Genomic DNA, 22,746 nt, shown 5'->3' on the forward strand with positions numbered 1-22,746 from the left:
GCTCGTTTATTTTTACGTTTTCGCGGCGTATATGTTTCGCATGGCTGGTCATGTATATACAATGGCAATATGTTAAGGTTTATATTTTGTTATATTGAAAAACTGCTTTCAAATATTACTGATGTGATTTGGTGTGTATCTCAAAGTGATGCTGATAAGGCGGTTAATATTATTGGTATTAAACCTGAAAAGATTACGGTCCAGCTTAATGCTATAACACCATTGATTGAACGTTCTGATCGGCCGTGTAAAAATAAAATAATTTATGTATGTCGACTTGCTTATCCTAAACGACCTGACTTGATGTTGAAAGTTGCTGCCGTTAATCCTCATTTTAATCTCGATATGGTTGGAGATGGTGAGTATTATAAAGAACTTGAGAAAGAATATAGCAGTTATAAAAACATTCACTTCTATGGGGAAATTAAAGGATTTAACAGGTTTAATGACTATGATGTATTTGTGCTAACATCTGAAAGTGAAGGTTTGCCAATGGCTGCGATTGAGGCGGTCAGTGCTAGTTTACCTATCATCATAAGTAATGTGGGAGGTTGTGCTGAAATAGTCGACCAAAATGGTATTCTGATAAATAACACGACAGAAAACCTAGAAAGTGCTCTCAATACCATATTTTCAAATTATGACTTCTTTTACAAATCCGCACAGATGCAAAAGAGTAAATTCGATATAAATAATGTTAAAGATAAGTGCAGAGAGATAATACTTGGGTCGTAATATGAAACTCTAAATTATTACGTTTTAAAGGTAGATTATGACTATTTTAGTTACTGGTGGTGCAGGTTATATTGGCTCGCATACGGTATTAGTATTATTGGAACAAGGGGAAGATGTTGTTGTATTAGACAATTTATCCAACGCTTCTGTTGAGTCATTATTACGTGTTTCCGAAATTGCTGGCTGCTCGGCTACATTTTTCCAAGGTGATGTATTAGACAACAGTTGCCTAAAAAAAATATTTTTAGAGCACAGTATTGATTCCGTTATTCACTTTGCTGGCCTAAAGTCGGTAGGTGAGTCAGTGGTTAAACCTATTGAATATTATCAAAATAACGTTACAGGTTCTATCACCCTACTTGAAGAAATGTTAATTGCAGGTGTAACGAAGCTGATATTCAGCTCATCAGCCACAGTATACGGTGATCCTGAGTTTATCCCACTGACCGAGGATGCGCGTATTGGAGGCACGACCAATCCATATGGTTCATCGAAAGTCATGGTTGAACAGATATTGAAGGATTTCTCTTTTGCTCACCCCGAGTTTGCGATAAGAGCATTGCGTTATTTTAATCCTGTTGGCGCCCATCCTTCAGGTTTGATTGGCGAGGATCCAAATGGAAAGCCAAACAATCTGTTGCCGTTTATTACTCAAGTTGCGGTTGGTAAACTGCCAAAATTAGCCGTATATGGTAATGACTATCCGACCAAAGATGGGTCAGGCGTACGTGATTATATTCATGTTATGGATCTTGCTGATGGGCATGTTTGTGCACTTAATCGGCTGACTGCTGGATACAAAGTTTATAATCTGGGATCAGGTGTAGGATATTCAGTACTTCAGATGGTGAGTGAATTTGAACGCATTTCGGGCAAAAAAATCCCCTATGAAATAACGGCGCGTCGGGCTGGTGATATCGCGGAGTGCTGGGCAAGTACTGAACTCGCGCTCAAAGAATTAGATTGGAAAGCTAAGAGGAACCTAACGGAAATGATAAAGGATGCATGGAACTGGCAACAATCAAATCCTAATGGTTATGCCCGCTAAATTCATGCCTACATATGCTAAAATTCCTTATCTTCCCATTTCAATTTGTAACTCAAAACAATGAAATTTCCTGGTAAACGCAAATCTAAGCACTACTTTCCGGTGAATGCCCGTGACCCTTTATTGCAACCGGCGCAGACTGAAAATGAAGTGAGTACCTCTTATATCGTTGGCATTGACCAGACGTTGGTTGATATTGAAGCCAAGGTCGATGAGAGCTTTATTGCGCGTTATGGTCTGAGCCAAGGGCACTCTTTAGTGATTGAAGATGATATCGCTGAAAATCTTTATCAGGAACTAACTGCTAATGGGTTGATTACTCATGAGTTTGCTGGCGGTACCATTGGTAATACCTTACACAACTATTCTGTCCTTGCTGATGATCGTTCCATCCTGTTGGGCACCATGTGTAGCAATATTAAGATCGGTAGTTATGCCTATCGCTATCTGTGTAATACCTCAAGTCGCACTGATCTGAATTATTTGCAGGCAGTTGATGGTGCTATTGGCCGCTGCTTTACTTTGATTAGTGATAATGGTGAGCGGACTTTTGCTATCAGTCCCGGGCAAATGAATCAGCTACGTCCTGAAAGTATTCCTGAAGATGTGATTGCAGGTGCTTCTGCTCTGGTGCTGACTGCTTATCTGGTGCGTTGTAAGCCGGATGAACCGATGCCTGCGGCCACAATGCAAGCCATCAGCTATGCGAAGAAACATGATGTTCCTGTCGTGATGACCCTAGGCACGAAATATGTTATTGCAGATAATCCGCAGTGGTGGCGCGATTTTCTCAACGAGCATGTCTCTATATTAGCGATGAATGAAGATGAGGCTTATGAACTGACGGGCCTGAATGATCCGTTGATGGCTTCTGACATGGCATTGAATTGGGTAGATTTAGTGCTTTGTACTGCGGGTCCTAATGGGCTTTATATGGCGGGATATACTGAAGAGGCAAATAAGCGCCAAACACAGCATCCATTATTACCTGGCGCTATCGCAGAATTTAACTTGTATGAATTTAGCCGGGCAATGCGGCAAGAGCATTGTGGCCATCCGTTACGTATCTATTCTCACATTGCCCCTTATATGGGCGGGCCAGAGAAGATAATGAATACCAACGGGGCAGGGGATGGTGCATTATCCGCTGTGCTACATGATATTGCGGCGAATGGCTATCATCGTAATAATGTTCCGAACTCTAGCAAACATGTGCGTAGTTACCTTAGCTACTCCTCGCTGGCACAAGTGTGTAAATACGCCAATCGGGTCAGTTATCAGGTATTGAATCAACATTCGCCGCGTTTAACACGTGGCTTGCCTGAACGGGAAGATAGTTTAGAAGAGTCGTACTGGGAACGATAATATATCCATCATCTTTCAAGCTGCAGGTGTGTTGGCTGCTCTCATTACTCGGCCCATCCTTGGGCCTCGCAAGGCGAGGCCGCTGCAAGCCGCGTTCAAATCTGCTCCCGGCAGATTTGTCACCCCAGTCACTTACCGGTGTAAGCTCATCGGGATTTTCTTGCTTGCCGCCTTCCTGCACCTTGAAATCTATTGGATAGAGAACTTCAGTTATAAACACAGATATAATTTTAAATTGGGCAAACTGGCATTTTATCTTCTTCAGTCAGCGTTTCTATTTTCAGCATATTAAGCATGCTGTTGGCGATTTCACGCTCCCCCATAACAACCTGGTTAGCGCCACGGTCTGAGATATAAACCACTTCATCGTCATAATGGGCGCGGGCGATTATCTCAAGGTCTGGCCGCTTAATTCTGGCTGATGCGACTATTTCACCGGCTTCGTAGCCATTTGGTATGGTCAGTAATAACCAACGGGCGCAATCCAGGCGCGCCAGTGACATAATATCTGCGCTTGCAGCATTACCTAATACCGCATTAATACCTTGTTCACGGAGTGCTTCCACTCGCGGGCGCGAATTTTCTACCACGACCAGCGGGATGCCTTCCGCATTAAGTTTTGCCCCTAATAAGCTGCCAACCCGGCCATATCCCACCAATAATGCATGATTGCATAAATCTACAGGTATCTGTTTTTCCTCTTCTACCGCCTCTTCCAGAATAAGATCTTCCATCGTCTCATTCTTGGCTAAATAGCGATCTAGCAAGGTGAAAAGTAACGGGTTGAGCATAATAGACAGAATCGCTCCCGCCAGTACCAGATTACGGCCATGTTCAGACATTAAACCAAGAGAAATACCCAGCCCCGCCAGAATAAAGGCGAACTCCCCAATTTGGGCCAGGCTAACGGAAATGGTGAGTGCTGTGCGTTTTGAGTGGCCAAACAGCCGCACCAGGATGAAAGCCGCCACCGATTTACCGAAGATAATGATGGTCAGTGACGCTAACACTGCTAATGGTTCTCGTAGCAAAATCATCGGATCGAATAACATGCCGACTGAAACAAAGAACAGCACGGCAAAGGCATCACGCAGCGGCAAGGTATCTTGCGCGGCACGGTGGCTCAGCTCAGATTCGTTTAATACCATTCCGGCGAAGAATGCGCCGAGAGCAAATGATACGTCAAACAACCCTACAGCACCGTAGGCTATCCCAAGCGCCAAGACTAAGACTGCCAGAGTAAAGAGTTCTCGCGAGCCAGTACTGGCTGTTTTAGCCAGTATCCAGGGCACCAGCCGGCGGCCGACGACAATCATTAAGGTTATGAAGGCGATCACTTTACCAATAGTAATCGCTAGCTCTGTAAACAGTTGGCTCAGACTCGTGGTTTCGTTGCCCATGACTCCGGCAAATGCGGGTAATAACACTAATGTCAGTACCATTGCCAAATCTTCAACAATCAACCAGCCGATAGCAATCTGCCCTCGCTGACTATCAATCAGTTGCCGTTCTTCCAGTGCGCGCAGTAATACCACGGTACTGGCGGTTGACAGACATAACCCAAAGACCAAGCCGGTGACTAAATCCCAGCCTAATAAATGAGACAAGCCCATACCTAGCAGAGTAGCAACGGCTATTTGTGTCACGGCTCCGGGGATGGCGATTGCTTTTACTGCGAGGAGGTCTTTAAGCGAGAAGTGAAGTCCGACACCAAACATCAACAAAATGACACCGATTTCAGCCAGTTCGGGAGCTAATGATGTATCAGCAACAAAACCCGGCGTGAATGGCCCGGCAAGCACCCCTGCGGCAAGGTATCCCACCAGTGGTGAGATGCGTAGGCGGTGGGCCAGGGAACCCAAGAGGAAGGCGAGAACAAGGCCTCCGACGATCGTGGTGATTAAGGGTGTTGAGTGGTGCATCCAGACTCCTTCTCGTTATACCCGCCATCTTTCAAATTGCAGGTGTGTTGGCTACGTTTATTACTTGGCCCATCTCTGCGAGGCCGCTGCAAGGAGCGTTTACATCCATTCCCGACAGATTTGTCACGCGCTTGCCGCCTTTTGGATGAGTATTGGGATATGTGGAGCAGCAAGCATTTCACAGCAATAACATCAGTTTATTGTATTTATGCGATCAATGCGCGATAAAAATTCATTTTTTATCGATAAAAGTCTGGTTTGGCATGGAAATTGTTTGAAGTGGTTGTTTGTGGGGGACTTGCTGTTTTTGTCACGATTACACAGGGGACTCTCCCGACTGAAGTGCTAGTCTCAGTCGGGATTATAAGGTTATTACTATTACTTATCTTCTATATTGGGCAATAAGGCAGTAAATATCCCCAGTAATGGCAGGAATGCACATATTTGGTAAACCAGCTCAATACTGGTTAAATCAGCAACATACCCTAGTACAGCCGCACCTAACCCACCCATACCGAAAGCAAAACCGAAGAATAGACCGGATACCATCCCCACTTTCCCTGGGATCAACTCCTGGGCATACACCAGTATTGCAGAGAAGGCTGATGCGAGGATGACGCCAATGATTACGGTTAAAACCCCCATCCAATACAACGAAGCATAGGGTAAAATAAGGGTAAATGGCGCTACACCCAGTATTGACCCCCAAATAACATATTTTCGCCCTATCCGATCACCAAGAGGGCCGCCAATTATGGTGCCAGCGGCGACTGCGAATAAGAACACAAATAAATGTATCTGGGCATTTTGTACTGAAACACCGAACTTATGCATCAAATAAAAGGTGTAATAGCTGCTAATGCTGGTCAAGTAGAAGTATTTAGAGAATATCAGCACCATTAAAATAACTAACGTCTTAATAACCGTCTTTTTAGGCAGTAATTTTGCCGATGAGGTTTTTATCACTTTGCCATGTGTTGCTCTTTGCTGTTGCTGATACCACTTACTGACTTGCAATAGCACCACAATGGCCAGTAAGGCTGCGAGAGAGAACCAGCCAACATTGCCTTTACCATAAGGAGCAATAAGAATTGCAGCTAATAGTGGGCCGAGAGCGCTACCGAAGTTGCCACCGACTTGAAAAACTGACTGAGCCAGGCCATGGCGACCACCGGATGCCATGCGCGCGACCCGTGATGACTCAGGATGGAATACCGATGAGCCAGTGCCAACCAGCGCTGCTGCCAATAAAACCACAGGGAAAGTGGTTGCCACCGCCAGCAACAATATGCCTGATAAGGTAAAACCCATACCAATAGGCAAAGAGTAAGGTTGAGGGTGCTTATCGGTATACAGCCCTATCAGGGGTTGCAGTAGTGATGCAGTAAGCTGGTAAGTGAGCGTGATTAGCCCTATCTGAGTAAAACTCAGTGAAAACTCGGCTTGTAATAAAGGATAAATCGCCAGAATCAACGATTGGATCATATCGTTGAGTAGATGAGATACGCTGATAGCCCCCAGAATAGAGAAGGATGTGCGTTTTACAGCGGCATTAACGGAGGGCTGGAATCCAGTCTCAGAACGATCGGTCATAGTGAGTATTCGCCTAATAATTTCACTGTTAATAATATGTTGGTAACGAATACATATTATGCAGATCGAATGATTTTTACTACATCTGACATAATTTGATATATATTCCAAAGTTATGAAATTCATGCATACATAATCACACTACAATGCTTACTGCGTCACGGTATGGTGTTGATTTATCGTGCTATTGATATGCATTACACTCTTTTCACTCATTAAATCGGTATTTATCAGGCCGGTTTTTAACGACTACATGGAGATTTGCCATGCGTTTTTCATTACCGACCACAGCATGTGCCTTGGCTGTGTCGCTGGCGTTTGCACCGGGATGGGCTGCTGCCTGGGAAAAAGATAAAACTTACGATATCACTATATTGCACACTAATGATCACCATGGGCATTTCTGGCAAAACGATCACGGCGAATATGGTTTAGCGGCACAGAAAACTGTCGTTGATAGTATTCGCAAACAAGTTGCAGCCGAAGGCGGAAGTCTACTACTGCTGTCAGGTGGGGACATCAACACCGGTGTGCCTGAGTCTGATTTACAAGATGCGGAGCCTGATTTTCGTGGTATGAATCTGGTCGGTTATGACGCGATGGCCATCGGCAATCACGAATTTGATAATCCATTGAGTGTGCTGCGACAACAAGAGAAATGGGCAACTTTCCCATTGTTATCGGCCAATATCTACCAGAAAAGCACGCAACAGCGGTTGTTTAAGCCTTATGCCTTGTTTGATAAGCAAGGGGTGAAAATTGCGGTAATTGGTTTAACGACCGATGACACTGCCAAGATCGGGAATCCCGAGTATTTCACGGATATTGAATTCCATGTCCCGGCCGCTGAAGCAAAACAAGTCGTCGATCAACTGCGAAAGACCGATAAGCCTGACATTATCATCGCCGCTACCCATATGGGGCATTACGATGATGGCAAGCATGGTTCGAATGCTCCAGGTGATGTAGAGATGGCTCGCAGCCTCCCCGCAGGCTATTTAGATATGATAGTGGGTGGTCACTCGCAAGATCCGGTTTGTATGGCCAGTGAGAACCATAAGCAGGCTGATTATGTTCCCGGTACACCTTGTGCGCCTGATCGTCAGAACGGGACCTGGATTGTTCAAGCTCATGAGTGGGGTAAATATGTTGGTCGTGCTGATTTTAAATTCCGCAATGGTGAGTTGAAACTGGTGAGTTATCAGTTAATTCCAATCAATTTAAAGAAAAAAGTTGAGAAGGCTGATGGTAGCAGTGAGCGGGTCTTTTATACCCAGGAGATTGCGCAAGATCCATCGATGCTGAAGCTACTTACGCCTTTTGAAGAGCAAGGTAAGGCGCAGTTGGATATTAAAGTTGGCAGTGTCAATGGCAAGCTAGAAGGTGATCGTAGCAAGGTTCGTTTCGAACAAACCAACCTGGCGCGGATGTTATTGGCTGCGCAAATGGAACGAGCGGGTGCAGATTTCGCGGTGATGAGTGGTGGTGGGGTGCGTGACTCTATCGATGCCGGTGATATCACGTATAAAAATGTGCTTAAGGTCCAGCCATTTGGTAATACCTTGGTTTACGCCGATATGAAAGGCAGCGAGGTCGAGAAGTATCTGGCTGTGGTGGCGAATAAAAAAGTCGATTCAGGTGCTTATGCACAATTTGCCAATGTCAGCCTGGTCGCTGATGGTAATGGCGTCAGTGACGTGAAAATACAGGGCAAGCCATTAGATCCGAATAAAACGTATCGTCTGGCCACCCTGAATTTTAATGCATTAGGCGGCGATGGCTACCCGAAAATCGATACCTTACCGGGCTATGTGAACACCGGTTTTATCGATGCTGAAGTGTTAAAGCAGTATATTGAAAAGCACTCTCCACTGGATGCCAGTCAGTATCAGCCGAAAGGTGAGATTGTTTATAAGTAAGGCGTGAAGCTGGAAGCCTCTATTTGGCAGTGGAGGCTTCTGGTGAATTGCACGAGATATATGCAGCGCGGTGCGGGTTTGTAATGCAATAAATAAATTAATCGCGCTTGGCAATATCGGCAAAGCTGCCTTGTAGCAACTGGCATAAATCTGTTGCAGCCAATTCAATATCTAAACCCCGCTTTCCGCCGGAAACGAATATTGTGGCATACGCCTGTGCCAAGCTATCGATAACAGTCGGTAAGCGCTTTTTCTGCCCTAATGGACTGATACCACCGACTAAATAACCGGTGGTGCGCTGCGCCAATTGTGGGTCAGCCATCTCCGCCTTTTTGGCACCCAAAGCACGCGCAACTTTTTTCAGATCAAGCTGGGTGGCGACAGGGGTAACGGCAACCGCCAAATTTTTGGCATCACCATTCAAGGCGACCAGCAAGGTTTTATAAACCTGATCGGCATTAAGCCCCAACTTTTTAACAGCTTCATCGCCAAAGTTGGTTTCTGCTGCGTCATGGTGATAAGGATGTAATGTGAACGGAACTTTTTGTTTTTCCAGCAAAACGACTGCAGGTGTCATAATAAACGTCCAATTAAAAATGAAAATTTATTCCAAGGGATTATCCTACACCCAATCATTGCGGTAGAGTTAAAAATTAACCTAATAAAATCAATGCTATCATGATGGATTGCCGGAGTTATGATGAATGTAAGTTGCTAATCTAATCGTCAGGTTGCTACCCTGTACCTGCAGCTCATATTATCCGCAAGGAGTGTGGGCGCTTAATAACTAAAATAATGAAAATTCCTCTTTGACTGGCCGATAGCGATATCGGCCATTTTTTTACTTTTATTGGTGATTACTGCTCGCCGAGTTGCAACAAATCAGGAAGATTACCCTCGCCATACAGATGCAGTGCACCGACCGCGACCACATAACGCCCGGCTGGCAGATGTTCTAGTTGCTGCTGCCAGCGTTTATTCCGTTGAATCATCAGCACATCGTATAGATTTTGGCTAAAAGTTGGTGCCAGTGTGGTTAGGTTATTGGTTGGGGGATGTTCCAGCCACCAGCCAATCATGGTTTGCAGCAGGCGTGCGTTGGTGTGCCAATGGGTCAGAGTATCAAGCAGTAAAGACATGCCGTTATCAGGTAATGTCTCCAGTAAATCGAGTTGCATTTGTGTTCCTTCCAACTCTATAACACTTTTTTCTTGTGCTGCTGCCGCTTTCAATAATTGAAAATCGATGCCGTATTCCCCACGCAATCCCAGACGTTGAGCCTGGCGAGCCTGAAGCATTAAGGCGACCTGCCATGCCGGTAGAAAGGCCATCGAGTGCGGATCAGTGCTCAGCTCTTCGCAGCGCTGTAACAGTTGCTGATATTGCTCCTCAGATAATCTATCGATTAATGCTTCGCTGAGGGTATCGGTACCAAAAGGTGAGGAGGTGTCGGTGATATCAGCTTCGACAATAAGTGCATCAGCCAGATTCAATTTATTCAGTAATTCGTGGGGGAGGGGGAACATGTTCTCGGTTCCCATATGAATACTGCCGACCATATGGAAGTGGCGTTCACCGGGTAAGGTGATATCCAACGCCGGATAGGGGTAGGTCGCCGGTGTCAGGATACCGAGAAATCGTGCGATGTGGCGTAATAATTGGCCCATATCCATGTGGTTCCCTTTTTAGCATTTCTTAACATGCTAAACGCTAAATGGCGCACATGAAAGTGTTGTGCGCCATTAGGTTATACCCTTTGTATTTGCAGCCGCAGGGGGTTAGCTGCTCTTGTTACTCGGCCCATCCCTGAGCCTACCTGCAACGCCAATGACTTTGGGGATATCAGGAGCGCTTACTGCTTAGGTTTAAAACGCAGCAAACGGTTAGCGTTGCTGACTACGGTAATGGATGACAGCGCCATGGCCGCCCCTGCCACCACCGGGCTAAGTAATGTTCCGGTGAACGGGAACAGAATTCCCGCCGCAATCGGAATACCCAGTGCGTTGTAGAAAAACGCACCCAATAGGTTTTGCTTCATATTGCGCAATGTTGCCTTGGCAAGCTCCACGGCATCCGCAACCCCATGCAGACTGTGGCGCATTAGCGTGATAGCCGCAGTTTCAATCGCGATATCACTACCACCCCCCATGGCAATCCCAACATCCGCTTGTGCCAGTGCAGGGGCATCATTGATACCATCACCAATCATCGCCACTTTATGTCCAGCGGCTTGCAGTTGCTTGATAGCCTCAGCTTTACCCTCCGGCAATACACCCGCGATCACCTGATCAATACCGGCTTCTTTGGCAATGGCATTGGCGGTAATTGGGTTATCACCGGTTAACATCACCAGACTGTATCCCAGTTGATGCAATCGTTGCAGAGCGCTGACACTGTCGCTGCGCAGTGGATCGCGGATCGACAGCAGTGCCGCGGGTTTACCCATCGCGCTGAGGATAACCGGGGTGGCACCACTTTCAGCTTGCTGCTGCATGAGTGATTGCAACTCACGGGTATCAATGCTCTGTTCCTCCAGCAGGCGGTTGTTCCCTAGCAACAAAGGAATGCCGTCAACTTCACCACTGACACCCAAGCCACGTAAGGTGCGGAACTGACTGACGGTAGCCAGCGTCAGCCCTTCGGCACGTTGTAAAATAGCGCGAGCCAATGGGTGATTAGAGCCGGTTTCTAGTGCTGCGGCCCATCCCAGCGCTTGTTGTTCGCTGACACCGTTAAAGGTATGAATTGCCACTACTTGTGGGTGACCTTCCGTTAGCGTGCCGGTTTTGTCGAACACCAACGTATCGAGATTACTGGCTTGCTGCAATGCATCGGCATCACGTACCAAAACACCAAACTCGGCCGCCCGCCCGACGCCAGAGATGATAGACATCGGCGTCGCCAGTCCAAGTGCGCAGGGACAAGCGATAATGAGCACTGTGGTAGCAACCACCAGGGTGTACACCAACTGAGGCTGTGGACCGAGGAAATACCAAATCAGCCCGGCGATAACAGCAATTGCCACCACGGTTGGCACAAATACCGCTGAGATTCGATCCGCCAATTTGCCGATTTCTGGTTTACTGCTTTGCGCCTGACGAACCAGTTTGATGATGCGAGCCAGTGTGGTTTGGCTACCAATGGCATTGGCGCGGAACAGTACCGACCCATCCTGTACTTGGGTACCTGCATGTACCACATCACCTGCTGATTTTTGTTGTGGGATAGGTTCGCCGGTCAGCATGGCTTCGTCCATCCACACTTCGCCCTGCACAATTTCACCATCAACCGGTACTCGGTCACCGGTAGTCAGACGCAAGGTCATGCCCAATTGGACCTCAGCCAGAGGGATCACTTGCTCGCCGTCGTCAGATACCCGCCGTGCTGTCGGTGGTGCCAGGTCCAGCAGTCGCTCCAACGCATTAGATGAACGCTGTCTGGCGCGTTGTTCCATCGCATGACCAAGGTTAATCAAACCGATTATCATGGCACTGGCTTCATAATAGAGGTGGCGCGCCTCCATCGGGAAAACATCCGGCCAGATATTCACCGTAATGGAATAGAGCCACGCCGCTCCGGTACCTAGTGCCACTAAGGTATCCATGGTGGCACTGCCATTTTTCAGGCTGACCCAGGCGTTGCGATAGAAATGGCCACCCGCAAATATCATCACCAGCAGAGTAATCACCCCGACAATAAGCCACGGTGTCTGGGTTTCTGGCGTTAGCGTCATACTGCCGCCAAATAACCCCCATCCCATCAGGGGGATACCCAACAGCAGGCCCAGTGCTGCTTGCCATTGGAAGCGCTTCATACTGGCTTGCGACATCTGTTGCTGACGTTCGCGGCGCTCGCCTTCGTCTTCAATAATCTCCGCACCATAACCGGCATTTTTGACGGCTGCGATTAAGGCTTCATTGCTTGGGTTACCGGTTACTAACGCGCTACGCTCCGCCAAATTGACGCGCGCAACCTCAACCCCATCAACACCTTCCAGAGCATGTTGTACTTTGGATACGCAACTGGCACAGCTCATCCCGGTTAGCAATAACTGGACGCTATCGATATCCACCGCTGTGGTTGGGTTAGCATTAATATCACTTGTTACTGCCGGAATGGTTGAAGAGGCCGCTGCCTGATATTCCGGCTGAGATGGGGCTGAGTCAGTCAGCGGCTCAGTTTTTGGGAATGGGGCACCTGGCAGTGCGGCGTGATAACCCGCCTGTTCCACTGCGCTAATTAGCACCTGCGGATCAGCTTTACCATACACTTTAGCGCTATCCACACTCACCACGGCTGCAATTACACCGGGAACGGCTTCCAGAGCTTGGCGTGTGGCTTCAGTACAATGGCCGCAGCTTAAGCCAGAGAGCTGTAATTGTGTATCGGGTGTTTGGGCTGCTTCTGCCTGATAACCGGCTTGTTTGACAGTATCAATCAGCGTGTTGATATCGGCTTCACCGGTCACTTTGGCATAGTTAACGTCGACTTCAGCATGATGAATATCTTCACGACTTTCTAAGGCGGTTTTCACTCGCTTGGCACAATTCATACAGGAAAGGCCATGCAAGGCCAGCACTGTGGTTTGCAACATAATTAACTCCTTATCGAGTAACGACTTATCCGTTCATTTCGTCGGGATAAGTTTAGTCGGTAATCCCAGTCACATCGCTTATCGTCGCTGATAATGGATTTATCCATAACCTTAAGCTGTACAGGTTTTATTCCGCTTGACTGACATCGTTATTTTCACTAATTATGGAGGTTAAACCTTCCAGCAAGGGGAAGGTCAAGGGGGAAATATGAACATAAGCGATGTGGCAAAAAAAACCGGTTTAACCAGCAAAGCCATACGTTTCTACGAAGAAAAAAAACTGCTGACACCGCCTATCCGTACTGATAACGGCTATCGCAGCTACAGTGCCAAACACATTGAAGAGTTAACACTGCTACGTCAGGCACGGCAGGTTGGCTTTACACTGGATGAATGTCGCGAGTTACTGGCATTATTTCATAACCCGGCCCGCCACAGCGCGGATGTGAAAGCGGCGACGCTGCTAAAGGTTGCGGAAATCGAGCAACATATTGATGATCTTAACCAGATGCGCTTGCGCTTGTTAGCGTTGGCAGATGAGTGCCCAGGGGATGATGGCGCTGATTGCCCGATTATCAATAATTTGTCGGGATGTTGTCATTCGGCAGCTAAGCAGGCTGGCGATGATAAGGATAAAGTTGTTAACAAACAGACGGTTGTGGGGGATGAGGCGGTTGTTGGTTAACTGACAGGCCGCTCAACTGACGGCCTGCCGGTCAATATGCTACTGACGATAATATAGGTATTACTGAGGGATGGCGCGGACATGCAAGGTATTGCCTTCCACGAATATCACTTCAACTTCGGTACCAACACCCAGTTCGGTTGCGCAATAAATACGCCAGCTACTGTCACCAACCCGCATGCGACCAAAACCATCAATGGTTGGTTCGGTCAATGTGGCCCGCGTACCCAACAGCTGATGGGTACGTTGATTCAGCATGGCAGGTTGTGGTTTGATGCGTTTACTCAGCCAATACCACCACAGGAATGCAGCAACCACCGTCAGGACGGAAAATAGCACGCCTTGCATCTCCCAGCTGAAGGGAAATAGCCAGACTAACGCGCCCACGACTACGGCGGCAACGCCGCTCCACAGCATATAACCACTGGCACCTAGCATCTCAGCGGCCAGAAGCAGCCCGCCGAGGGATAGCCAAAACCAACTTGGATTCGCGGCAATTTCCTCCAGCATGGTTATTTACCTCGGCTGTTTTTACTCTCGCCAATCAGTTCTGCAATCCCACCGATAGCACCCATCAGGCTGCTGGCTTCTAGCGGCATCATAATGACTTTGCTGTTATTGGCGGAGCCGATGTGTTGCAGTGCGTCGGTATATTTCTGTGCCACAAAGTAGTTAATGGCTTGAATGTCACCGGCAGCAATAGCCTCAGAAACCATTCTGGTGGCTTGGGCTTCAGCTTCAGCACCACGCTCACGGGCTTCTGCTTGCAAGAATGCGGATTGACGTTCACCTTCAGCTTTCAGAATTTGTGATTGCTTCTCACCTTCAGCACGCAAAATTGCGGCCTGACGAACCCCTTCGGCTTCCAGAATATCAGCACGTTTAGTACGTTCCGCTTTCATCTGAGCATTCATCGCAGAAATCAATTCAGCCGGTGGGCGCACATCACGGACTTCAATACGCGTCACTTTAATGCCCCACGGGTTTGTGGCTTCATCCACAATATGCAGCAGGCGGCCGTTGATGTTGTCACGTTGCGACAACATTTCATCCAGCTCCATAGAACCTAAAACCGTACGGAAGTTGGTCATGGTCAAATTGATGATGGCCGATTCCAAATTGCTGACTTCATAAGCTGCTTTTACTGGGTCAATAACCTGGATAAAGCAGACGGCATCAATTGCTACGTTGGCGTTATCGCGGGAAATGATCTCTTGGGATGGGATATCCAAGACTTGTTCCATCATATTGATTTTGCGACCAACACGATCCATAAATGGCACAACGATGTTCAAGCCTGGCATCAGGGTTTTGGTATAACGACCAAAACGCTCGACAGTCCACTGAAAACCTTGTGGAACAATTTTGATTGAGGAAAACACCACAATCAGGGCTACAACGATAAGAACAGGGATGACCGTAAACATATTTAACTTCCTGTCAGCAATGATATTTGTTTCTTAATATTACGTGACCGGTGGTTAAATGCCTAACTAAAGGCAGGTAAAAGCGTGTAAATGAGAAAAAACTTGGCTGAGGCAGAATAAAACCGCGCGGGATGCCCCCGCGCAGTAGCAAATAAGGGGATCGCCAAAAAGGTTATGGCGATTAACTTTCGCTGTCAGTACAGTAATGAGTAAAGTTGACGACGATATTTGGCGGCCAGTGCATCGCCGGTGCCTAGTGCAGCTAAAATATCCATTAATGTCTTACGTGCAGTACCGTTCGCGGCAGCCAGATCTTTCTTCAGATGGCTCAGCAACAGCTCTAAAGCCTCTTCATTGCGGCCAACCTGATGCAGTTGTAGCGCCAATTGCACCGCGAGTTCGACGTTATCAGGCTGTTCAGTCAGTTGCTGTTGTAACTGTTGGATCTCTGGCGTGTCGGCAGCTTGTTTGAGCAACTCAATCTGAGCAATCAGCCCTTGATAACGGGTATCACGGTCTTGCAGTGGAATGGTTGCCAACACCGTTTCAGCATCTTCACTGCGGTTCAACTGAATTTGCACTTCAGCCAGTTGCAGGCCAATTTCACTGTTTTGCCCACTCAGCGCCCAGGCATCTTTCAGCAGTGGCAGTGCTTCTTGCACTTTGCCTTCGCTTAACAATTGTGCAGCTTCGGCAACTTTCAATTCTTCAGGTTTCGGCAATACCCGTTGTAATAGCTCGCGGATAACCTCTTCCGGCTGTGGTCCTTGGAAGCCATCAACCGGTTGACCGTCTTTAAACAGATAAACCGCCGGAATTGAGCGTAAACCAAACTGTGACGCCACCATCTGCTCTGCATCGCAGTCGACACGAGCCAGAATGAATTGACCGGCATATTCTGCGGCCAGTTTATCCAGCACTGGGGTCAGTTGCAGACAATGCTGGCTGCGTTCGGACCAAAAGTAGAACAGTACCGGCACGGCCATGGATTGTTCTAAGGCCTGGTGTAGGTTTGCTTCAGTAATATCAATCGTAGTAGGTGCTAGCATGAATTATTTCTCTCATCCGTTTTAACACTAGATGGGGGCAGATTATGTTGCTTCAACCCCAACTATTTTTGGATAGTCAGTTAGGCATTACCGCGCAGGACTTTATCTAACATTCGCCCCGGTAGGATGCGGCGCAATAGGGTCAATGCATGGGCCACTAATGTGACAGGATAGCGCAATTGTGGGCGCGGGCTTTCCAGTGCATGGCGTAATTTCGGTAATATAGCCTGCGGGGGCAGGGTAAATCGCTTTGCGATACCGGGATTATTGACCGGTTTATCGGCCTCGGCCTGATTGACGTTTTGTGTAAAATGGGTACTGATCGGGCCGGGTTCAATCAGACAAACATGTACACCACTGTCGTGCAGTTCCATACGTAGTGCATCAGACCAGGCTTCCAGCGCATATTTGCTGGCCGCATAAGCGCCGCGACCTGCGGTAGAAACCAACCCCATCACCGAACTGGTTTGAATTATACGCCCTTCGCCGTGAGGCAACATTGCTGGCAACAGCAATTGCGTGAGCTGGTGGGTGCCGAATAGATTGGTGGAAAACTGCTTTTCCAACTGCTGGCGTGAAATGGTGTGCAATGGGCCATACAGGCCGAAACCACCATTGTTAAACAGGCCGTATAAGCGCCCGCCAGTCAGTTCGATAACCTGCGCAGCAGCACGTTCCACACTGGCACTGTCATCCAAATCCAGTTCAATACCTTCCAGACCCAATTGCGTCATCTTTGCCACATCATCAGGTTTACGGCAGGCGGCCAGTACGCGATAGCCCCTGTTTTTCAAATCCTGTGCTGCAACCAGCCCGATACCGCTGGAACAACCGGTAATTAATACAGTTTTTTGCATAACTTTACCTGGTGAGTGATTCTATTTGTTTGAACAAGTGCTATTACTGCTTATTGGTCACTAATGGTTTAAGTTGTTGCGCCATCCAATCGGCGATGAAGGGTTGGGCCGCGGCGTTAGGGTGTAAGCCATCATCCTGCATCCACTGCGGTTTCACAGCAACAGCTTCCATAAAAAAAGGAACCAATGGAATGTTAAATTGCTGTGCCAGTTGTGGATACATCGCGGTGAAAGCAGCAGTATAACGGCGACCATAGTTAGGCGGAATACGGATTTGCATCAATAAAGGTTGGGCTTTTGCTTCCAATATCTGATTGATAATTTGTGTCAGATCCCGTTGAGTATCTTGCGTTGGAAAACCACGCAGGCCGTCATTTGCTCCCAGTTCTATCAGCACCCAGCGCGGCTGGTGTTGTTTGAGTAGGGCCGGTAGGCGGGCCAAACCTTGAGCGGCGGTGTCACCACTGATACTGGCGTTGACTACCTTCGGCAGTGACGGTGTTCCCTGCCATGTTTTATCCAGCCGTGAAGGCCATGCTTGGGCAATCGGCAGGCGGTAACCGGCGCTTAAGCTATCGCCAAGAATTAACAGTGTATCGGTTGCGGCGGCACGCAAACTGAATAATCCCAACAGTAAAAGGAAGGGAAGATGCCAGCGGAAAACGTTCTTGAAGTTCATCATCTTAATAAATACGTCGGCCAGGGTGAGCAACAGCTCTCCATCCTTACCGGAGTTGAGCTGGTTGTCAAACCCGCCCAGACAATTGCGCTGATTGGTGAGTCGGGTTCAGGCAAGTCAACTTTGCTGGGGATTCTGGCAGGCCTGGATGATGGCAGCAGTGGTGAGGTGAGTTTACTCGGCCAGTCTTTGACCGCGATGGATGAAGAAGGGCGCGCGCAATTACGTGCAAAAAACGTCGGCTTCGTGTTTCAGTCATTTATGTTAGTACCCACACTCAATACGTTGGAGAACGTTCAGCTTCCTGCATTGTTGCGTGGAGAGAGCGAACGCAATAGTAAGGCCCATGCGGTGGAGTTATTAGAGCAACTCGGATTGGGCAAACGGCTACATCATCTGCCCGCTCAGCTTTCTGGCGGTGAGCAGCAGCGGGTAGCACTGGCCCGAGCCTTCAGTGGGCGGCCTAAAGTGTTATTTGCCGATGAACCGACCGGTAATCTTGACCGCCATACCGGTGACAGAATTGCTGATTTGTTGTTTTCATTGAATCGGGATTATGACACCACACTGATTCTGGTTACCCATGATGTACAACTGGCGGGGCGTTGTCAGCGCCGCTTGCGGCTGCGGGACGGCAAATTGTGGGAGGAAGCATGATTTGGCGCTGGTTTTGGCGTGAGTGGCGCTCACCCTCACTGTTAATTGTCTGGCTGGCATTAACACTGGCGGTGGCTTGTGTGCTGGCGCTGGGTACCATCAGTGACCGGATGGAAAAAGGGCTAAGTCAGCAAAGCCGCGATTTTTTGGCCGGCGATCGGGTGCTGAGCGCGGCGCATCCGGTTCCTGAAGCGTGGTTGCTGGAAGCTAAACGGCAAGGGTTGACCGTCAGTCGCCAGTTATCGTTTATGACCATGACCTTCGCGGGCGATCGCCCACAACTGGCTGATGTGAAAGCCACAGATTTAGCCTATCCGCTGTATGGCAAATTAGATACGTTGCCTGCTGGCGCGGTACTTGAACCGGGTACGGTGTTGGTGGCTCCAAGGCTGTTGTCGCTGCTTGGGGTTAAGGTCGGCGATATGCTGGATGTCGGTGATACTTCACTGAAAATTGTCGGTGAAGTGATTCAGGAGCCTGATTCTGGCTTTAATCCATTCCAAACCGCGCCGCGTATTTTGATCAATCTGGCTGACGTGGAAAAGACCGGTGCGATTCAGCCGGGTAGCCGTCTGACCTATCGTTATATGTTCGCCGGCCAGCCTGATGGCGTCACCCAATTTAGTGACTGGCTTACGCCACAATTGAAACCAGAGCAGCGGTTGTATGGTTTACAAGAATCAGGTGGCGCGTTGGGGAAATCGCTGCAACGGGCGCAGCAGTTCTTGCTGTTATCGGCGCTATTGACGTTACTACTTTCGATTGCTGCCGTTGCGGTGGCGATGGGCCACTATTGCCGTAGCCGCTATGATTTAGTTGCGGTACTGAAAACATTAGGTGCAGGACACCGTGCACTGCGGCGGTTGATTATCGGTCAGTGGCTGTCGGTGCTGGTGTTGGCAGGCCTGTGTGGCAGCGTGATTGGCCTCTTATTCGAGAAGGTTTTAGTTCGTTTATTGTCACCAGTATTACCGGCCGCATTGCCAGCAGCCGGTTTATGGCCATGGGTATGGTCAATGGGTTCGCTGGTATTGATTTCGCTGCTGGTGGGTGTGCGCCCCTATCGGCAACTGCTCGCGACCCAGCCGCTACGGGTTTTGCGCCGTGATGTTTCCGCGAATGTTTGGCCGCTGCGTTACTTTATTCCTGCAATGTTGGTTATCGTGATTGGCTTATTGGCATTGCTGATGGGGGGGAACGCGTTATTGTGGGCCATTCTGGCTGGCATGGTGGTATTGGCGTTATTACTGGGCGTGATTGGCTGGGGCAGTCTGGTACTGTTGCGCCGCCTGACTGTTACCCGTCTATCATTGCGGCTGGCAATCAACCGTTTGCTACGTCAACCGTGGATGACGTTAACGCAACTGGCGGCATTCTCTTTATCCTTTATGCTGTTAGCATTGTTATTGGTACTGCGTGGGGATCTATTGGATCGTTGGCAGCAACAATTGCCGCCGGACAGCCCGAATTACTTCTTGCTGAATATGACACCGCAACAGGTGCCACAGGTAACTGAGTTTCTGACGCAACATCAGATAACGCCATCAACGTTCTATCCTATCGTGCGGGTACGGCTGTCTGAAATTAACCAGCAACTGGCCACCGAGCGGGTGCGTGAAGATGAACCCGGTGGTGAGGCGGTTAACCGTGAATTGAATCTGACCTGGCAGCAAGATTTACCGGCACACAATATTTTGACCGCCGGTCAATGGCCACCTAAAGCCGATGAAGTGTCGATGGAACAAGGAATTGCTGACAGGCTGGGGATTAAAATCGGCGATAAACTGACATTTAGCGGCGATACGCAGTCATTCGAAGCCAAAGTTAGCAGTATTCGTCAGGTGGATTGGGAAAGCCTGCGGCCAAACTTCTACTTTATCTTCCCGCCAGGTGCATTGGATAAACAGCCACAAACCTGGCTGACCAGTTTCCGCTATCAAGGAGACGGGGAGGTGCTGACACAACTGAATCGGCAGTTCCCAACACTCAGTTTGCTGGATATTGGCGCGATGCTTAAACAGGTCGGGCAGGTGTTGCAGCAGGTGAGTCGTGCACTGGAAGTGATGGTGATACTGGTTATCATCTGTGGCACTTTGTTGCTGTTAGCGCAGGTTCAAGTAGGGATGCGTCAGCGCCGTCAGGAGCTGGTGGTTTACCGGACACTAGGCGCAAGTAAACGCTTACTGCGAGGTACCTTGTGGTGGGAGTTTGCCTTACTGGGATTGGTTGCCGGGCTGGCGGCTGCCATCGGAGCAGAGGCGGCACTGTGGGCATTACAGCGCTTAGTGTTTGATTTCCCATGGCAGCCTAATTGGGTGATGTGGTGGCTGTTGCCGTTGGCTGGCGCGCTATTGTTGTCACTGTGTGGCGGTTGGTTAGGTGCGCGTTTGTTACAGGGAAGGGCGCTGTTCCGCAATTATGACAGTTAGCCCACTTGGGTAATCTGGCGTTGCAGTGTGGCTGCAACGCCAACGATTTGTGGGGCAGGCCAGATGAGTTACAGCTTATCCTGCGCCCAGATCAGCGCGTTCTGGTATTCCGCTGGTAACAACGGCGCAAGTGCGACCAGAGCAGCACGTAATTGTGCGCCATCGGGGTGGTTCAAATTCAGATGACCTACTTTACGGCCTGCGCGCACTTCTTTTTCATACCAGTGCAGATGCACCAACGGCAGAGATAGCCATTCGATGTTCACTGGCGTGCCAATCAGGTTGACCATCGCTGACGGGGTGTTGACCACCGGCGTCGGTAAGGGCAGGTCCAAAATGGCGCGCAGATGCAGTTCAAACTGGCTTATTGACGCACCATTTTGCGTCCAGTGACCGCTATTATGTACCCGTGGTGCCAGCTCATTGATCAACAGATTGTCGCCAACGATAAAGCACTCCATGGCCATTACGCCAACATAATTCAGCTCATCCATAATGGCTGACAGCATTTTTTCAGCTTGTTGCTGTAATCTGCTATCGGGCTGTGGCAAAGCCACGCTCATACGCAGGATGCCATCTTCATGCAGATTGTGGGTTAACGGGTAAAACACCGATTTGCCCTGGCTGCTGCGTGCGCCGACCAGCGAAACTTCACCGCTGAAGTTAATCCCTTGCTCAACGATGCATTCACCGTAAGCATCAGTTGGCAAGGTATCTTGATCACCGGCCCGCAACCGCCACTGACCACGTCCGTCATAGCCACCGACTCGGCGTTTGACAATGGCCAGCTCACCTAATGTTGCAAAGACCTGCGGCCATTCGCTGCTACTTGCTAATAGCTGCCACGGTGCGGTTGGCAGATTCAGGCTATCGAGCAATTGCTTTTGTGTCAGGCGATCAGCCAGACGCGGGAAGATATCGCGGTTAACAAAAGCGGTGTGTGTAGCGAGCTCACGGGTTAACGCCGTTTCTGGCCAGCGCTCAATCTCGGCGGTAATCACACTGTGCTGATAAGGCACGGCTTCAGGTTCCGCATCCAAGCCCACCGGATAAACGGCAATACCCAGGGGTTCGCCAGCCTGACGCAGCATGCGCCCTAGCTGGCCATTACCTAATACGCAAACTGGTTTCATGCCTTCACCTGTAAGTCTGGCACCCGAGGATCTGGATTATCCAGCACTTCGTCAGTTTGGCTTTTGCGCCAATCAGCCAGACGAGCGGCTAATTCAGCATCGTGCAATGCCAATATTTGTGCGGCCAGCAAGGCGGCATTGGCAGCACCGGCTTTACCGATAGCCAAGGTTCCCACCGGGATACCGCGCGGCATTTGTACAATCGAATACAGGCTGTCGACGCCACTCAGCGCAGCACTTTGTACCGGAACACCTAAAACAGGTACCAGCGTTTTTGCCGCAATCATACCTGGCAGATGTGCAGCACCACCGGCACCGGCAATTATCACCTGTAAGCCCTTGGTTTGGGCCGACTCGGCAAAACTGAACAGCTTATCGGGGGTGCGGTGTGCGGAGACAACTTCCACATGAAATGGAACATTGAGCGTGGTGAGCACGTCAGCGGCGAACTGCATGGTGGCCCAGTCACTCTTGGACCCCATTACGATAGCGATTTTAACCCCGGCTGCATAAGCCGAATCGAGGTTAGCTCCCATGAGTGTAAAGCTCCTGTGATTGCGCAAGCGTCGGCCAGAATGATTTTACTTAAATCGTGACTGGCGAAGAGGGCGTAGAGCATATCATGAGCCAAAGGCGAGGAAAACGGTTGCGTCG

The 22,746-nt window shown here is 48.9% G+C and carries 19 protein-coding genes; 7 read left to right on the top strand and 12 right to left on the bottom strand.

The window, feature by feature from the left end; all coding sequences use genetic code 11:
- The 3 genes from V2A85_RS08855 to V2A85_RS08865 all read left to right on the top strand — a co-directional run.
- On the top strand, positions 1–735 hold a 735-nt coding region (locus V2A85_RS08855; RefSeq protein WP_420071272.1), incomplete at its 5' end, for a glycosyltransferase.
- 37 nt (positions 736–772) lie between these two features.
- The gene (galE, locus tag V2A85_RS08860; protein WP_420071273.1) at positions 773–1,783 is read left to right on the top strand and encodes a UDP-glucose 4-epimerase GalE; all 1,011 of its coding nucleotides are present in this window, start codon (positions 773–775) and stop codon (positions 1,781–1,783) included.
- A 60-nt stretch (positions 1,784–1,843) separates the two neighbouring features.
- Complete coding sequence (locus tag V2A85_RS08865; protein WP_263699322.1) at positions 1,844–3,148, top strand: inosine/guanosine kinase; 1,305 nt, start codon at positions 1,844–1,846, stop codon at positions 3,146–3,148.
- 230 nt (positions 3,149–3,378) lie between these two features.
- Here V2A85_RS08865 and ybaL read toward each other — a convergent pair whose 3' ends face one another.
- Complete coding sequence (gene ybaL / locus V2A85_RS08870; RefSeq protein WP_263699323.1) at positions 3,379–5,070, bottom strand: YbaL family putative K(+) efflux transporter; 1,692 nt, start codon at positions 5,068–5,070, stop codon at positions 3,379–3,381.
- Between the two features lie 378 nt (positions 5,071–5,448).
- Positions 5,449–6,663 (bottom strand): MFS transporter, encoded by a 1,215-nt coding sequence (locus V2A85_RS08875; RefSeq protein ID WP_083159931.1) that lies wholly within the window; start codon positions 6,661–6,663, stop codon positions 5,449–5,451.
- Between the two features lie 266 nt (positions 6,664–6,929).
- On the opposite strand from V2A85_RS08875, the gene ushA reads away from it, so the two are divergent.
- On the top strand, positions 6,930–8,582 hold the full coding sequence (gene ushA / locus V2A85_RS08880) for a bifunctional UDP-sugar hydrolase/5'-nucleotidase UshA (RefSeq protein ID WP_420071274.1): 1,653 nt from the start codon (positions 6,930–6,932) through the stop codon (positions 8,580–8,582).
- Positions 8,583–8,679: 97 nt separating this feature from the next.
- Here the strand turns inward: ushA and ybaK are convergent, their stop codons facing one another.
- The 3 genes from ybaK to copA form a co-directional block, all read right to left on the bottom strand.
- Positions 8,680–9,159: a Cys-tRNA(Pro)/Cys-tRNA(Cys) deacylase YbaK gene (gene ybaK / locus V2A85_RS08885; RefSeq protein ID WP_083159927.1), complete on the bottom strand. Its 480-nt coding sequence runs from the start codon at positions 9,157–9,159 to the stop codon at positions 8,680–8,682.
- Positions 9,160–9,439: 280 nt separating this feature from the next.
- Complete coding sequence (locus tag V2A85_RS08890) at positions 9,440–10,249, bottom strand: TraB/GumN family protein (protein ID WP_420071280.1); 810 nt, start codon at positions 10,247–10,249, stop codon at positions 9,440–9,442.
- A 185-nt stretch (positions 10,250–10,434) separates the two neighbouring features.
- The gene (gene copA / locus V2A85_RS08895; protein WP_420071275.1) at positions 10,435–13,176 is read right to left on the bottom strand and encodes a copper-exporting P-type ATPase CopA; all 2,742 of its coding nucleotides are present in this window, start codon (positions 13,174–13,176) and stop codon (positions 10,435–10,437) included.
- A 208-nt stretch (positions 13,177–13,384) separates the two neighbouring features.
- Here copA and cueR point away from each other — a divergent pair, with 208 nt between their 5' ends.
- Complete coding sequence (gene cueR / locus V2A85_RS08900; RefSeq protein ID WP_372558230.1) at positions 13,385–13,861, top strand: Cu(I)-responsive transcriptional regulator; 477 nt, start codon at positions 13,385–13,387, stop codon at positions 13,859–13,861.
- 60 nt (positions 13,862–13,921) lie between these two features.
- On the opposite strand, the gene V2A85_RS08905 is transcribed toward cueR, so the two are convergent.
- The 5 genes from V2A85_RS08905 to tesA all read right to left on the bottom strand — a co-directional run bounded on the left by V2A85_RS08905 (position 13,922) and on the right by tesA (position 17,873).
- Positions 13,922–14,371 carry an NfeD family protein gene (locus V2A85_RS08905; protein ID WP_083159921.1) on the bottom strand — a complete coding sequence of 150 codons (450 nt, stop codon included), beginning with the start codon at positions 14,369–14,371 and terminating at the stop codon, positions 13,922–13,924.
- 2 nt (positions 14,372–14,373) lie between these two features.
- Positions 14,374–15,288 carry an SPFH domain-containing protein gene (locus V2A85_RS08910; protein ID WP_004704953.1) on the bottom strand — a complete coding sequence of 305 codons (915 nt, stop codon included), beginning with the start codon at positions 15,286–15,288 and terminating at the stop codon, positions 14,374–14,376.
- A gap of 194 nt (positions 15,289–15,482) precedes the next feature.
- A complete protein-coding gene (locus V2A85_RS08915; RefSeq protein ID WP_083159919.1) occupies positions 15,483–16,337 on the bottom strand; it encodes a co-chaperone YbbN in 855 nt (284 codons plus the stop codon).
- 80 nt (positions 16,338–16,417) lie between these two features.
- Positions 16,418–17,194, bottom strand: a complete 777-nt coding sequence (locus V2A85_RS08920; protein ID WP_372558231.1) for an SDR family oxidoreductase — start codon at positions 17,192–17,194, stop codon at positions 16,418–16,420.
- Positions 17,195–17,237: 43 nt separating this feature from the next.
- On the bottom strand, positions 17,238–17,873 hold the full coding sequence (tesA, locus tag V2A85_RS08925; protein WP_372559845.1) for a multifunctional acyl-CoA thioesterase I/protease I/lysophospholipase L1: 636 nt from the start codon (positions 17,871–17,873) through the stop codon (positions 17,238–17,240).
- On the opposite strand from tesA, the gene ybbA reads away from it, so the two are divergent.
- A complete protein-coding gene (gene ybbA / locus V2A85_RS08930; RefSeq protein ID WP_372558232.1) occupies positions 17,844–18,530 on the top strand; it encodes a putative ABC transporter ATP-binding protein YbbA in 687 nt (228 codons plus the stop codon). The genes tesA and ybbA overlap by 30 nt on opposite strands.
- The gene (ybbP, locus tag V2A85_RS08935; RefSeq protein ID WP_372558233.1) at positions 18,527–20,959 is read left to right on the top strand and encodes a putative ABC transporter permease subunit YbbP; all 2,433 of its coding nucleotides are present in this window, start codon (positions 18,527–18,529) and stop codon (positions 20,957–20,959) included. The genes ybbA and ybbP overlap by 4 nt, the downstream gene beginning before the upstream one ends.
- A 68-nt stretch (positions 20,960–21,027) precedes the next feature.
- Here the strand turns inward: ybbP and purK are convergent, their stop codons facing one another.
- Positions 21,028–22,092 (bottom strand): 5-(carboxyamino)imidazole ribonucleotide synthase, encoded by a 1,065-nt coding sequence (gene purK, locus V2A85_RS08940; RefSeq protein ID WP_372558234.1) that lies wholly within the window; start codon positions 22,090–22,092, stop codon positions 21,028–21,030.
- Positions 22,089–22,628 (bottom strand): 5-(carboxyamino)imidazole ribonucleotide mutase, encoded by a 540-nt coding sequence (purE, locus tag V2A85_RS08945; RefSeq protein ID WP_420071276.1) that lies wholly within the window; start codon positions 22,626–22,628, stop codon positions 22,089–22,091. The genes purK and purE overlap by 4 nt, the downstream gene beginning before the upstream one ends.
- Positions 22,629–22,746: the final 118 nt, after the last annotated feature.

The sequence above is a fragment of the Yersinia sp. 1252 StPb PI genome, from assembly GCF_048593885.1.
Lineage (GTDB): Bacteria > Pseudomonadota > Gammaproteobacteria > Enterobacterales > Enterobacteriaceae > Yersinia > Yersinia enterocolitica_E.